Genomic DNA, 12222 nt, shown 5'->3' with positions numbered 1-12222 from the left:
GCGCGGACAGTAGTGGCAGGGCGGTGCAGGGGGAGCGAAGATCGCGCGCCGCCCGTCGGCGGTGCACAGCCCCCGGTCGGTGAATGTGGGCGACGCCGGAGCGCGCCCGCACGTGTAGCGGGTCTTGCTGCGCGTTGGGCGGGCTCAAGCGGTAACGGCTGACCGGCCGGCGCCGGGGCTACTGCCCGGCGGGCGGCTGCCAGAGTTCCACCTTGTTGCCTTCCGGGTCGATGACCCAGGCGAAGGCGCCGTATTCCGATTCGTCGATGCGGTCCAGCACGTGGCAGCCTTCCTCGCGCAGCGTCGCGACCAGGGCGTGCAGATCGTGCACCCGGTAATTGATCATGAAAGGGGCCGTGCCGGGCGCGAAGTGCGGCTCCTGCGCCGCCGCACCGATCGACCAGACGGTGGAGCCGGTGACCGGCGCGCCGCTGCCGTCGTTCCAGGCGAAGGCGGTGCCGCCCCAGGCCTGCACGTCGATGCCGAGATGCCGCTGGTACCAGGCCTGCAGCGCGGCCGGATTCTGTGCCTTGAAGAAGATGCCGCCAATCCCGGTGACGCGTTTCATGGAGCCTCCGCTGGTCCGATGGTGGGCTGGCCGGGCAGCGGCTCGTACCCGTCGCCGCGGCCGCTCAGCCAGCGCAGTCTACGCTTGCCGGCCTCGCCCAGGTACGCGGCGGCCGCCAGCAGCAGCGGATGCCGCAGATCCGCGTCCGTCAGCGTCCGCGCGCGCCCATCGACTTCGATATTCAGGAAATGCGCCTGGTCCGCCTCGTCGTCGTAGCTGCGCGCCAGCAGCCGATCGCGGCCGTCGCTGAAGTGGTAGAGGGTGTAGGCGTAGTAATAGCCGTCTTCGTCGTCCGGCTCGCTGGCGTCCACGTGGTGGGTGATGTCGACGTGCATGCGTTTCATTTCATTGGGCAGCGTCAGCGCAATCATGTACGCCGTTCCCTACCAAGTGAAATATTTCACTCGACACGGCTGAACCGAATGACGTAAGGGCGCGAAGCCCCGAAGGATTCAATTTTGGCTGTTTTTGGGCAATCTAAAGAAAAGGATCAACGTCAGTACAAAGCTGATCATCAGGGAGAGTGCTGGCAATTTCGAGGTGAATCCGATCGCGAACAGAATAGGCACCAGCGCTACAAGCAATCGCTTGCTCCGGACTCTCCAGATCATGAAGACAGAGCATGCGAGAAGTGCAGCAGCTATGGGCCACAGGAGAACTGCAACAGGCGGTCGCCGGTCTGAAAGAAAAGAGAGAACGGCCGGCAATCCTATGTCGAGAGCGGGGTAGATCAGTAGTACGGTGAGGATCTTCTGAAGGGTTCTGTCCGTTTTTAGCGGCGCAGATGCGGGGCTGGAATGCGTCAATGCAGATGTCGGCGGTGCGTAGGGATCTTCGGGATGTATAGGGCTGCCGTGTCAAAGGTGATTCAAGCTTCGCCGAATTACGCCGTCAGCCGGCGAGCGGCATTGTCATCTGCTTGGGCGCCCTCGAGGGAACATCCAGCTTCGACATCCACATGCCGCATCGCTTGTCGCTGACGGCCCAGTCGTCCCCCTTCCTGGTGAGTACGACGATGCCGCCATTCCCGCACAGCATTCCACATTGGAAGGAGTAGGCGAACGCCGCCGTCTGGTGGCTGGCATCGAAGGTCACGGCGGTCAGCGTCATCAATCCGGCGGCCATGCCTTGTTCCACCGCCTGATCCACAGGATGTCCCTGGCTTATCAGCTCCCCGGGGTCCCGCGGTGTCCAGCGCTTTGGATCGACCAGGCGCACGTATGGCAGTTCGCCGATCGCCGGGCCGAGATCGGCGACGGGCGTGGTCGCACTCCATGTGGACTCACCGTCGGTACATCCCTTCAACGCGTCCAGTTGTTCGGCATTGATCGCCTCGGCCTCGCGGCTGACGTTGATGGGCGGTCCGTCCTTGCCGGCATAGACATCCAGAAACGCCCGGTACGGCGCAGCAGCTTCATTTTCTTCGGCACGGACATCGCCGGCGGCGGCTGTGACTATCGTGCTCATCACGCCGATGAGCACGGCGACTCGCGTTTTCATGACCACTTTCATGTCCTGGATCCCCGTCCTGGGTGGATCATGCCAGAGCGAAACGGCATGCGATACCGCGTGGTGCGTATGGCTGTCGGCCAGTCAGTGGCTTGACTGTCATGTACAAGGGAGCAACAAGTGTGGCGCCTTGCCTTCGGCCCCCAGGCGGTGAGCCTGGCTGTCAGTCTCCCTCACGCAGGCCCTTGAACGGCCTGGGTGAGGCGCTGACCGGTTTCCCGATCGACGTTGCGTCCGAGATACGGCGACCGACTGTTGAGCACGCCCGGGGCAGTCCACTGCACCTGTCCGGCGAGTTGCGCGATGAAAGCGCGCCCGCGCACGCGATGGTGAGCGGCTCGCTATTCGTCCACTACATGGTCGACTCGTAGCAGGCGCGGCCATGGCGACAGTTGACAGGCCGCGGCCCCAGGCCTGCACGTCGACGCCGAGATGACGCTGTCACCAGGGCTGCAGCGTGGCCGGATACTGTGCCTTGAAGAAGATGCCGCCAAAGTGTTTGTCAGGCCGTGCGGGAGATCACGTCCACTCTCACTCCTTGCCCCAGCGCTCCTCGACATTGAAAAGCACTTCGCAATCGCAGAAGCCGCCGTACGCACCAAGCCAGGGGATGACCGGCTCCGGAGCGACATCGCGGGATGCGAGAAACTGCGTGGTCAGCCGCAAGGAGTGATCGCAGCCATCGGCGAGCGCGTCATTCAAGTAATCGAACAAGGCCCAGAGCGTTTCCTTGGGGAGGGGAAGGGTGGCTTCTTCTCGTAGACGCTGCTCGTGCTCTGCCGCCTTGCGGAGGGCTTTGCGACGTTGGGCTTCCGGATCCTTTGTCATGGTTGCAGTCGCTGCTGGAAAACGAGGATGTGGCGCGAAAAGTCAGCAAGTACGAAGTGCGCCGCGCAATGCGCAGGCGATCAGTCGCATGTCAGCCGCATCGCGATGGAGCTACGCGCCCGCGCTCCGCCGCCATCCGCTCGATCGCCTCGATGCCACGACGCATCTTATCCCCGGCCGAGGTGTTTGCAGAATGGACGTGCATCCTCGGCGGGACGAAGGACCGAAGCGCGACCGCCTCCTCGATCCAGAGCACCACGTCGTCGCCTGTTCCGCGCGCATCGTCGCCTAGATCGTGGCCCAGGCTGAGCTCCTCTACCTTCCCGGTCTGGAGCAGCGCGATGACGTCATCCGGCCAATAGGTCCTTGTCCATCCAGCGGGTGTCTTTCGCTCGTCGTCCAGAAATACACGCATGGCAAGCGGCACCTGTTTGCGGCTCGGCGGGTCTGCCCATCGACCCGTACGCGACGAACCTACTAAAGTCCGAGGATCGGCGCGATCTCGAACTGTCGCAAGACAGTGACGAAGCGGCGTGTCGAATCAGCCGGCGCGATGCCGGTCAGGTACATCAGCTGATTGCCGGGTGTGGCTTGCGTATTGCAGTTGGCACGATCAGCAAAGCTGCGTTGATTTCCAGGCAGGACACCCAGGACAATCAGTTGCTCTGGTTCCAGGCCTTGATGGCCAGGGTGACGCGCTGGCGAGTCTCGGCATCTGCTTTGCGAACCAGATACGGCGACCGATTGCCCAATACCCCCGGCGCGGTCGACTGCACGCGCTCGGCGAGCTGCGCGATGAAATCACGCCCGAGCGCCTGGAACTGCGTAACTTCCTGGGCAGTCAGCGCCATGGTCCACGCGTAACCGACCGGGCCATGGTTGCAGTTGACGTCGAGCAGCAGCGTGTCGCCGTCACGCAGGAGGAACCAGGCATGAGGCGCGTGATCCACTACCTGCATGACATGCTCCTTCTCCGCGCGACGACAATGCCTCGCGTCCACGTTGCATGCATGACGTAACAACCCCTGTCGCTTACGTCGACGGTTTGTTCTTGCTGTAGACGATCTTCTTGCTCCCCGCCGCGCAACTGCCAATGACCTTGCGGTCCGCCTTGATATCGGCGTTGTCGAGGATCTCCAGCGTGTAGTCCTTGACCCCGTGGGCATCGAGTTTCGCGGTGAGCTCGGCCTTCAACTCCTCGCAGGATCTGCCGGCCGCGAAAGCGGACGAGGAAGCGAAGGCGAGCAGGAGAAGCGCGACGGCCTGTTTCATGATGGCACCGATAGTCGATGAGGGAGAAAGAGGTTGCGGGAAAAAATACGTAAGGTGTGGCGGCTTTGGCATGGCGGTCGACCTGGTCGCTCGCAGGAGCCGGGCCGTTGCGCCAAGTGTAGCAAGCGCAGATTGCGTCGACCGCTACCGCCACCGGGCTAGGTCGGTGGCCGTCCGAAGAAGCGGGGCGCCGGCACCGCGACATGGGTCATCGCATTCAGGGATCGACCCAGACGCCTGCGTCGTACATCAGCCGCATCGTGTAGTTGAGCTGCAGCGTCTGGTTCGGGCCGCAGGCGATCTGCGTGGTCTTGTCCGTCGCTCCAGGTCCGGAGACGGAGATGGACGAGGCGGATCGGAGTGGATCGAACAGGCTGTACCGGTAGCCGCCGTTGCTGAACTCGATCGATGCGTTGCCGTTGGCAAACGTGTCGTAAGTGAAAAGACCCGTCGGTGGCTTCTTCTCCGCAGGGTACTGCAGCACCAGCTTGCCGCCCTCCGACGCTCGGTACTGCAGGTAGCCCGAGGTCCGGTTGACCGCCTTCGACGAGCATAGCGAAAACTCTCGCTTGCGTGTCTGGCACGTCCACAGGGTGAGCTCGTCCTCGCCGCACAGCGGGCTGTGCTGGTACTCGCTCTCTGACTCCTGCAGTGTTGCTTGGGTGATGGATGACAGCGGCTCAGACGCCGGTGCTGCGAGCGGCAGGCTCGTCAAGGTCGCTGTCATTGCAAGGCACGCGAGGGTCTTCTTCATTCGTGTGTCAATCCTGTGGGAAAGGATCCTGTCAGAGGGGTATCGGCGCGGGTAACCGATGGCGTCGCCTTCCTGTGCATGCGTGGAGGGCTAACGCGGCTGCTGGGACCTCACCAGTAGTGTCCGAGCGCGCTGGGTCAGCCTGTTGCGGTCTCTCAAGTAGAGTGTAGGGGCATGGGTGATTGCAACGGTTGTTGCCGCCTGCATCGGTGAGAGCTGGCTGAGCGGTTTGCCGAACTCTCGATCGGCAAAGCTGCTCAGCCCGTGATCCACGCCATTGTAAGTAAGACTGCAGTAAATGCCGTACATTTGCGACTTGTCGAAATGCATCGGCAACAGCATGCGCCAAAGCGCTTCGCGTACTTGCGATTTCCCTTGCGTCAGATCCGATGAAACTCGGGATGCCACCAGACGGACCGCCTGCGAAGAAGGCGAGTCCACATTCGCGTCGATCAGCCTGCGGATCGCTTCGGGAGGAGAAGCATCTTCTGGATTGGCTTGGGCGAGCAGATCGCGAATCCGAGCCAGATGTGGGCGGACGGCGAGCACATCGTAGGCGATCAATGCCAGGAGCATTGCCAGGATGAGGATCGCTATCTCTTTCCCAAGATAGTGGATGATCTTGACCATGACACTCACCCGCCGTCGAGTGGCTTTGGGACGCGCATACCTACAATAGCTGGCGTTGCTCGGGCCTGCGCCGGAACAGCCAGCCAACGAACAAGCCGAAGCCGGCGGAAGCGAGCAATTGCACCCATTCGAGAATGACAAACAGCGTCGGTTCGCCCGTCGCGTCTGGCGGCAACAGCGCCGCGAGCAGGTCGGCAACGACGGCGTAGATGGCCAGGATGAGGCAGGCATGCGCCAGGCGGTGCTGCGTCACGCGTCGCGTCATGTGTGCGAACAGCGCGGCGCATAGCAGGAACGAGAGGAGATTCCACGCATTGATCCATCCAAGAGGGTCGAAGAGCCCGCTGGCAAAGCCAGTGCCCCACTGGAAAAGAAACAGCAGCGCGGTGTAGGCAAGGATCGCTTTCCACTTCATGGGGGCATGTGCGAGGTGCGTGGTGTGTGCGGAGTTCAACGACTGTGCGCCGCAGCGCTGGACGATCACTCGTATATTTTTCCTAGGTACAGAAAGACTGCTAGATCTGTCCAGCTTGGCGCAGATGTATTACCCCAGTCATCTTGTGCCTCAGCTCCTGCTAGTGCGCATTCGAGAAAGGTTGAGATTTCTGAGTTCTGCCAACCATTGGCTCCGCCCAGTTGGTACCGCTTAGGGTTAGCCCGTTCAAGCTGCTCAGAATTCTCGCGATCAGTGATTAGTGAGTGAACAAAGTTGATAAAGCTTTCTCGGTCTTTTACTGAGTCTGGATCAAGTGCATCATTTTTCATATGAAGAGCCTTATGCCTCAATTAAGCCAATTCCCGAAGTGATCTGGTCCGAATGAATTGCTAGACACCAGTGGTGCGCAGAGTGCTGGTTGGTAAGAAACTATCCAGGAGCTCTATAGTTTGCTGAAACAGAATGGCGAGTGGGCTCCAGCCTGCAGGATTCTCTCCCCACCAATTGACGTTGGTGCCTTGCCAGAGGTTGCCGAAGATCACCCCGTAACCAGTGCCATCTATACCGACGCCTTGTGGCTTCCGAAACATCGGCAGAACTAAAGTCTCAAATGAGGTGATGGTTTGAGCTACTAACTCAGGACAAACCAGGGCTTCTGCACCGAAGATGTGAGGGTCGTCGATGTTGATGGGAAGCCCTCGGTGAGGATTATGCTCCAGGCGCCTAACAATGTAATTAGTTGACCTCGGAGGTTGAAAGATCGACCATGACGAGTGCGTGGAAAACGACGGGGCGCGCCACAAGCAAAGCTTGCGCTCAAACTCCGTACGCTGCGGCAGGCTTTTGAAGCATTCTGGCTTCTTGAGGATTTCCAAGGCAACATCTTCCCGGTTTGTTCGGATCATCATTTCCAGAGCCTAATGTCAGAATTATGCGGCGCCGCAAAGCGGCGCCGGCTTGAATAGCTTATTGAGCACCGACCCGGCCACCATGCCACATGTCCAAGAGCGCATTTGCCGCCTGCTCAGGGATCACGCCGATGTCATGAAGATGCCAGACGAGATGGATGGCCAGCAACTGCAAGTAGCCGTGTGGGACCAGGTCGAATCCTCGGGTGCTGACCACTAGTTCGCAGGTGGTTATGCCATAGCGGGCAGACTTATCGGAACCGGCATTGGACTCAAAGGACACATTTGCAGCTGCACAGAGCAACTGGACGACCAGCGTCGCGCTTGGGCTATGACTCACAATCTCCAAGATTGCAGTATCTCCAGGAACGCGGCTGCTCAACACCTCTACATCTGTGAGCAAGTCGAGCAACTGGCAAACGTCACCGACAAGTTGATCGACTGCAGACATCTGCTGCGGCGCCCGGCGTTCTTGTTAGAGGGCAAGCCTTAGCCCGTCGCAGCAAGTGGCGCGGGAGACTTGCATCAATTGTTAGGCGTTCTTCTCTGGCGCTGAACCAGGCCCGGCATCCAGACCCGATGGGTCCGACCCAAGCAGGTCCTCAAAGAGCATGGCCGCGTCATCTGGTTTGATCCCTGGATCTGCCATTTTATAGAGCGTGTCGAACACGGCCTCATAGGATGCCATGCGATAGATGAGGGACAGGTCGCGCCTCGATGCTCCCAAAGAAAGCAATCGTTCCAGGACAGGGCCGGCGTCCCCGAATGGACCATCGGGCTGCTGCTGCGATGTATTGATTGCATTGTCGATCCAGAATTCCTGCATTGGCGAATTGATGATTTCGCTCCACAGTAAATCTAGGAATTCTTCGCGGCTTGGGTACTCTTCTGAATCATCCATGTTGTAGTGGTCTTGTATGCCTATGAATCAGTTTTGTATCTAACGCCTGAGTTAAGCTGCGCCGCGAAGCGGCGTCGGCTTGGATGAACTGTTAGGCCGCGTCACCGGAGCTTGTGCAGCTGCCATGGATAACTCCTTGTGTGCGGGGCAAAGTAAGTGGTTGGCAGATTCAGGCCAATTTTTGCCAGGCCGGCGCGGAGCGAGTCTTCTGTACCCAGACCGTCAAACTGAACGCTTGATCTTGTGAGAAAGACTGATTCCATTGGCTCGTACACAAGGGAATATTCATAGTCGACGCTTCCACCCCACATGCCACAGCCGTAATACAGGACTGGTTGGTTCAGATGAGCCGCTAGACTTGCGATCGCCTTGCGCAATTGCAATGGCGGAATAGACTCTTCGTCCAGGTACTCAGAAAGCTGCTGCGCTACGCTTGTGTCCAACAGTACTTCAGCAATTGAATCAAATGGCAGCTCAGCCCAGTCAAGTGCCGCCACCCCGTGCCAGTCAACGCCGTGAGATGACCTGCCACATACGGGGCGTATCATTAATAGCCCGCCATCGGGGAGCGCATGAAGCTGTTCCTGCCGATACCATTCATGTCCGTCGAGTGACTGGATGTGGTACGCAAAGGGCGCCAAGTGCGATGAGGCACTGATCGCCTTCAAGGCTGCGTCGCTAGCGCGAAGGATGATTTCGTCTGCGTACCAGGTCATTGGATAAGCGGCCTAACGTTCGACATGAGCAGCGGCTTTGGGCTGACGCAGGTAGCTCAAAGACGTCCGTTCGATGGAGGGATTAGGCTCATGGGCGCCAGACATCTACATCCCCGGACGGCGCAAGCGACACGAGCACCAGTTGAGAGCGCCAGTCCACCAGGATGAGCTTGTACGTCTCGTTCAGTTGAGCAAATGCGTGGGTCAGTTTGAGATCCTCTCCGCCGCGCTCCACCATGGCGCCGAGCGCGACAACCTCACCTTGGCTGGCAATCCCGTAGAGAAAGACTCCTCCACCGATGGTTAGCGTGAAGCCGCCCTTGACTTGCCCAAGTGGACGCGACGCGGTGGTGAGGATAGGTGATGGGGCGAGTTTGGCACCAACTACCCTGCCGACTTGAGCAACCGCATCATCGCCCGCTACCACCTCGGATGGCGCTAACCGCCTCGCGTAGATTTCCGTCCACCCGTATTGAGTGCGATGGGCCAGCTCGAAGGACTTGTATTCAGCCAATCGCTGCTTGATCTCTTGAAGGCGCGCAACCGGAAAGAACTCCAGCTGCCGCCATGCGTCTTCGTGAAACTGTGGCGCCCCTTCGAACGATTCTTTGGTTGGCATCACGAAGTCGATCTGATCGGCTGCGACGGTTGGCATCGAAAACCGAATCGACTTCGCGTCGACGGTTTGCACCGGATCCGCCTGCGCGGACGATGCTATGCCGAGCGCCGCGAGCGTTGAGTTGATGATCTTCTTCATGGGTGGAGTATAGAGAGCCTAACGCCTAAGTTAAGCCACGCCAAAGGCGTCGGCTTGAATGAATTGTTAGGTGTCTGTCGAGATGTCATCCCACTCTTGATCCATATATCCAATGAGCCAGTTGAGGGTATGGTGCCTCTCCATGGTTACTCCCGGCTCTAGAGATGCTGGGGCTTGCTTGCCGTTTATCCTGGCATCAACTACCGCCCAGTGATAGCGATAGATTAGATCCGCCTCATCCAGGATCTCTTCTATGGGCCGTAGGTTGGAATCAGAAATAAACTGTGAGGACGTGCGTTCGTGTAGGAACTTCACAGCGCGTGGGACGTCGCAGATTTCGGTGGGCTTTCCCAAGGACTCGACGTAGCCAAGCGACCACAGCAGAGTCCATGCAGCCTCATACCGCCAAGCAAACTGGATTCGGTCATGGGTAGTAGGAGGTTGCTGCTGAACGAAGGCCGCCTCGTTGGGCGTGAAGTGTCCATCGAGACCATAGTCTTTGACGATCTTGTCGACAATAGGCTGCTCTAGGCCTTCACCTTTAACGGCCACGACTAGTAGGGCCATTGCTCGCCACGCAATTTCCTCTTTGGTCCTGCGTTTGACATCACGGACATCCTCAATTGCCGGAAGATGTTCGATGACTGGCACCCCTTCTGATTTGAGTCGGGCGACTGAACGTGTTCTCCGCTCGAGCGACGCCCCTGTTGCGTTGGATTCCATGACCTTGATCTTTTCCTTCCGATCTTCGATAGGGGGTGTCTCTTGCGCACAAGAAGACAGCGCGAGAAGCATCAGAACTGAGGCAAGAGAGCGAGAATACATGGGGACACGTAACGCTTGAGTTAAGCGGAGGCGAAGCCGTCCGCCTTGAACGAATGGTTAGCCTGCCTAGTCATACACGACGTCAGGGTTCATTGCTTTTGGTGAAAACCAGACAATATTGTACCGCTCGTAAAGAATACGAGCCTGCTCCTGCCAAATAAAATGGCAGCTTCCTCGTCCGGTGCGTCCCGATGCCCTTGCACGCTCCTTTGCCTCGGCGCAAGCGGATTCGATAAGTGCGGAAGTTTCTGGTGCGAACTCTAGTGGGTCACGAAGGCCGCGAGAACTTTGGAACTGCTGACTGGCCAGTAGAACGCGCTCGCGCAGCAAGGGCTCCATGGCAGCAAGCACGACGGATGCGCGCGCGAGTGGACAGCCAGTAGCCTTGTGATACGAGAGAGCATCTTCTTTTGTGACGAGTGATGTCATTTGTGAGGGATAACGCCTGAGTTAAGCCGCGCCGCGAAGCGGCATCGGCTTGGACGAATTGTTAGGCCTCAGCATAGCGCGCCAGACCGCAGTGCGGGCAACGACGACCGTTGGCCACGCCGGCAGAGACTGGAAACGCGAGCATGGCCAGCAAGACGTCGCGTTGCTTCCGTCGGTAGCTGGTCCACGCACCCGCGGGAGCTGTGCTGTCACCCATGAGGCCTAACGCTCGCGGTAAGCCGCGCCGGAGTGCGAAGCACGGAGAGCAACCGCAAGCGGAGCTTGTGGGCGTCGGCTTGACCAACTAGTTAGGCGGCGCTCAGCGCTCATAGGCGAACGCTTCGTTGCCACTGGATAAATTCCTGTTCGTTTGGGGCGTTCCTAAGGTGTTCAAAGAACTGGACACGATCAGCCATGTTAAGAGACTCCTCCCGCGAGAAGAAGTCTGTCGTTTGCAGCGATAGATCAAAGCGTTCACAGAAGGAAGCATCCGTGAAGCGCTTGTAGTAGGCATTGATCAGAGCAATGGAGGCCGCTTCGCTATGCCCATATGTCTTCTGCAACTGCTGGGCTATACGCTCAAAAAGCCAAAGTTCGTCTTCGTCAGCTATTGATGGATCAAAATGCACGAGCTTCTCCCCCAGGGTTATTTGTGACGCCTAACGCCTGAGTTAAGCTGCGCCGCGAAGAGGCGTCGGCTTGGACGAATTGTTAGGCCTGCGTAGTGGCAGACCTGCCGGCGGCGACAACCACGTGCTCATGAAGGAAGGATCCGGTATGGCTGTACGAGCTCACGACAATCTCTTCCTCATCGTTGTCGGAAGCGAAGACCAAGAACGGAGACAGAAAATCCCCGTTCAATGAAAGTCCATGGCAGCCATCCCAGAGATCTGCGACACCAACGGAAATTTCTCTTGTGAGACCTGCGAGCGCTTCGCCATTGACGCCAGCAGACGCGAGTCTTGACCTTACGAGCCCGACAATCTGATCAGCTAGCCAGCGCTCCAGCTGATCGTGGCGCGCTTGGTCTTGTATGACGTGCATGAGTGATTCCAAGTAGGCCTAACGCTGGAGTTAAGCGGCGCGCGTCAGCGCGTCCGCTTGGACGAATGGTCAGGCCGGTGCGCCGTTTGCTGCATTGACCTCTTGGCTCTGAAGCTTAAGGGCAACGACCTCGTACAGATTTTTATCTACTTGGCGAACGCCATCCGCCACTGGCCCCAGATCTAAATGGTCGGTAACGATCGCAATGTTGTCTCCCTCGATCGCGCCTAAGCGAGCGAGCCCACGAGGCTCGAGCAAAGCCACCACCATCGGCATTTCGCCCAGACGTGATCTCAAGATGAGGCTATCACCAATTTGGACCCTGCCAGCAGCCACCCGCCCGGTGAGGACGGTTTTCCCGCTTCCAAGGTGAAAGACGTCCACCACTTCAAGCTCAAACATGACGAGGCCCAACGCTGGAGTTAAGCGGCGCGCGGTACGCGCGTCCGCCTTGAACGAGTGGTTAGGCACATTGCTAGCTGCCTTGCTCGGAGATACTCAGAACGTCTCGGTCGGTGGACCAAGTGACCAAGAAAGTGCAGTTTGGCATACGCAGCCGATCGGGAACGATTGCCTTGGGTACCGATGAGGGCCACCACCCGTTTGATACGCCCGGGCTACTTGGTGCCGGTGCTACAGAGATGA

At 58.8% G+C, this 12222-nt stretch carries 19 protein-coding genes; all 19 read right to left on the bottom strand.

The features are described from left to right. Positions 1-178: 178 nt before the first annotated feature. Positions 179-568, bottom strand: a complete 390-nt coding sequence (locus J7357_RS04905) for a VOC family protein (protein ID WP_209245180.1) — start codon at positions 566-568, stop codon at positions 179-181. Beyond that, complete coding sequence (locus J7357_RS04900) at positions 565-903, bottom strand: hypothetical protein (RefSeq protein ID WP_209245376.1); 339 nt, start codon at positions 901-903, stop codon at positions 565-567. The genes J7357_RS04905 and J7357_RS04900 overlap by 4 nt, the downstream gene beginning before the upstream one ends. Before the next feature lie 556 nt (positions 904-1459). After that, positions 1460-2080 (bottom strand): hypothetical protein, encoded by a 621-nt coding sequence (locus J7357_RS04895; RefSeq protein ID WP_209245178.1) that lies wholly within the window; start codon positions 2078-2080, stop codon positions 1460-1462. 528 nt (positions 2081-2608) lie between these two features. Continuing rightward, positions 2609-2905 (bottom strand): DUF2695 domain-containing protein, encoded by a 297-nt coding sequence (locus tag J7357_RS21310; protein WP_244667282.1) that lies wholly within the window; start codon positions 2903-2905, stop codon positions 2609-2611. A 91-nt stretch (positions 2906-2996) separates the two neighbouring features. Then, positions 2997-3320: a cyclic-phosphate processing receiver domain-containing protein gene (locus tag J7357_RS04885; protein WP_209245177.1), complete on the bottom strand. Its 324-nt coding sequence runs from the start codon at positions 3318-3320 to the stop codon at positions 2997-2999. Positions 3321-3561: 241 nt separating this feature from the next. Continuing rightward, a complete protein-coding gene (locus tag J7357_RS04880) occupies positions 3562-3864 on the bottom strand; it encodes a hypothetical protein (protein ID WP_209245175.1) in 303 nt (100 codons plus the stop codon). Between the two features lie 73 nt (positions 3865-3937). Next, positions 3938-4177, bottom strand: a complete 240-nt coding sequence (locus J7357_RS04875) for a DUF1161 domain-containing protein (protein ID WP_209245173.1) — start codon at positions 4175-4177, stop codon at positions 3938-3940. A gap of 217 nt (positions 4178-4394) precedes the next feature. After that, the gene (locus tag J7357_RS04870) at positions 4395-4931 is read right to left on the bottom strand and encodes a hypothetical protein (RefSeq protein ID WP_244667281.1); all 537 of its coding nucleotides are present in this window, start codon (positions 4929-4931) and stop codon (positions 4395-4397) included. Positions 4932-5021: 90 nt separating this feature from the next. Next, positions 5022-5561: a transglycosylase domain-containing protein gene (locus J7357_RS04865; protein WP_209245171.1), complete on the bottom strand. Its 540-nt coding sequence runs from the start codon at positions 5559-5561 to the stop codon at positions 5022-5024. Positions 5562-5601: 40 nt separating this feature from the next. Then, positions 5602-6045: a hypothetical protein gene (locus J7357_RS04860; protein WP_343237390.1), complete on the bottom strand. Its 444-nt coding sequence runs from the start codon at positions 6043-6045 to the stop codon at positions 5602-5604. Continuing rightward, entirely contained in the window at positions 6042-6326 is a 285-nt protein-coding gene (locus J7357_RS04855; RefSeq protein ID WP_209245169.1) for a hypothetical protein, read from the bottom strand. Before J7357_RS04855 ends, J7357_RS04860 begins: the two co-directional genes overlap by 4 nt. A gap of 60 nt (positions 6327-6386) precedes the next feature. After that, entirely contained in the window at positions 6387-6905 is a 519-nt protein-coding gene (locus J7357_RS04850; protein ID WP_209245167.1) for a hypothetical protein, read from the bottom strand. Positions 6906-6963: 58 nt separating this feature from the next. Beyond that, entirely contained in the window at positions 6964-7356 is a 393-nt protein-coding gene (locus tag J7357_RS04845) for a hypothetical protein (RefSeq protein WP_209245166.1), read from the bottom strand. Between the two features lie 81 nt (positions 7357-7437). Next, on the bottom strand, positions 7438-7806 hold the full coding sequence (locus J7357_RS04840; RefSeq protein ID WP_209245165.1) for a hypothetical protein: 369 nt from the start codon (positions 7804-7806) through the stop codon (positions 7438-7440). 101 nt (positions 7807-7907) lie between these two features. Continuing rightward, a complete protein-coding gene (locus J7357_RS04835) occupies positions 7908-8522 on the bottom strand; it encodes a hypothetical protein (RefSeq protein ID WP_209245163.1) in 615 nt (204 codons plus the stop codon). 88 nt (positions 8523-8610) lie between these two features. Further along, positions 8611-9279: a hypothetical protein gene (locus tag J7357_RS04830; protein WP_209245161.1), complete on the bottom strand. Its 669-nt coding sequence runs from the start codon at positions 9277-9279 to the stop codon at positions 8611-8613. Between the two features lie 66 nt (positions 9280-9345). Further along, positions 9346-10002, bottom strand: a complete 657-nt coding sequence (locus tag J7357_RS04825) for a DUF4272 domain-containing protein (protein ID WP_209245159.1) — start codon at positions 10000-10002, stop codon at positions 9346-9348. An 857-nt stretch (positions 10003-10859) separates the two neighbouring features. Further along, complete coding sequence (locus tag J7357_RS04820) at positions 10860-11162, bottom strand: hypothetical protein (protein ID WP_209245157.1); 303 nt, start codon at positions 11160-11162, stop codon at positions 10860-10862. A gap of 484 nt (positions 11163-11646) precedes the next feature. After that, a complete protein-coding gene (locus J7357_RS04815; RefSeq protein ID WP_209245155.1) occupies positions 11647-11979 on the bottom strand; it encodes a hypothetical protein in 333 nt (110 codons plus the stop codon). Positions 11980-12222 lie beyond the last annotated feature (243 nt).

Origin of the sequence: Xanthomonas sp. D-109 (assembly GCF_017746095.1) — a bacterium.
Lineage (GTDB): Bacteria > Pseudomonadota > Gammaproteobacteria > Xanthomonadales > Xanthomonadaceae > Xanthomonas_A > Xanthomonas_A sacchari.
Note: the sequence above shows the minus strand (reverse complement) of the source record. Positions and strands in the feature narration are given on the sequence as shown.

Excerpts from the sequence above, each read along its gene's own strand:
- J7357_RS04865 (WP_209245171.1), bottom strand. The coding sequence starts at position 5,561 with ATGGTCAAGATCATCCACTATCTTGGGAAAGAGATAGCGATCCTCATC.
- J7357_RS04825 (WP_209245159.1), bottom strand. The coding sequence starts at position 10,002 with ATGGAATCCAACGCAACAGGGGCGTCGCTCGAGCGGAGAACACGTTCA.
- J7357_RS04870 (WP_244667281.1), bottom strand. The coding sequence starts at position 4,931 with ATGAAGAAGACCCTCGCGTGCCTTGCAATGACAGCGACCTTGACGAGC.
- J7357_RS04895 (WP_209245178.1), bottom strand. The coding sequence starts at position 2,080 with ATGAAAGTGGTCATGAAAACGCGAGTCGCCGTGCTCATCGGCGTGATG.
- J7357_RS04900 (WP_209245376.1), bottom strand. The coding sequence starts at position 903 with ATGCACGTCGACATCACCCACCACGTGGACGCCAGCGAGCCGGACGAC.
- J7357_RS04840 (WP_209245165.1), bottom strand. The coding sequence starts at position 7,806 with ATGGATGATTCAGAAGAGTACCCAAGCCGCGAAGAATTCCTAGATTTA.
- J7357_RS04855 (WP_209245169.1), bottom strand. The coding sequence starts at position 6,326 with ATGAAAAATGATGCACTTGATCCAGACTCAGTAAAAGACCGAGAAAGC.
- J7357_RS04905 (WP_209245180.1), bottom strand. The coding sequence starts at position 568 with ATGAAACGCGTCACCGGGATTGGCGGCATCTTCTTCAAGGCACAGAAT.
- J7357_RS04875 (WP_209245173.1), bottom strand. The coding sequence starts at position 4,177 with ATGAAACAGGCCGTCGCGCTTCTCCTGCTCGCCTTCGCTTCCTCGTCC.
- J7357_RS04830 (WP_209245161.1), bottom strand. The coding sequence starts at position 9,279 with ATGAAGAAGATCATCAACTCAACGCTCGCGGCGCTCGGCATAGCATCG.
- J7357_RS04845 (WP_209245166.1), bottom strand. The coding sequence starts at position 7,356 with ATGTCTGCAGTCGATCAACTTGTCGGTGACGTTTGCCAGTTGCTCGAC.
- J7357_RS04880 (WP_209245175.1), bottom strand. The coding sequence starts at position 3,864 with ATGCAGGTAGTGGATCACGCGCCTCATGCCTGGTTCCTCCTGCGTGAC.
- J7357_RS04850 (WP_209245167.1), bottom strand. The coding sequence starts at position 6,905 with ATGATGATCCGAACAAACCGGGAAGATGTTGCCTTGGAAATCCTCAAG.
- J7357_RS04885 (WP_209245177.1), bottom strand. The coding sequence starts at position 3,320 with ATGCGTGTATTTCTGGACGACGAGCGAAAGACACCCGCTGGATGGACA.
- J7357_RS04835 (WP_209245163.1), bottom strand. The coding sequence starts at position 8,522 with ATGACCTGGTACGCAGACGAAATCATCCTTCGCGCTAGCGACGCAGCC.
- J7357_RS21310 (WP_244667282.1), bottom strand. The coding sequence starts at position 2,905 with ATGACAAAGGATCCGGAAGCCCAACGTCGCAAAGCCCTCCGCAAGGCG.
- J7357_RS04815 (WP_209245155.1), bottom strand. The coding sequence starts at position 11,979 with ATGTTTGAGCTTGAAGTGGTGGACGTCTTTCACCTTGGAAGCGGGAAA.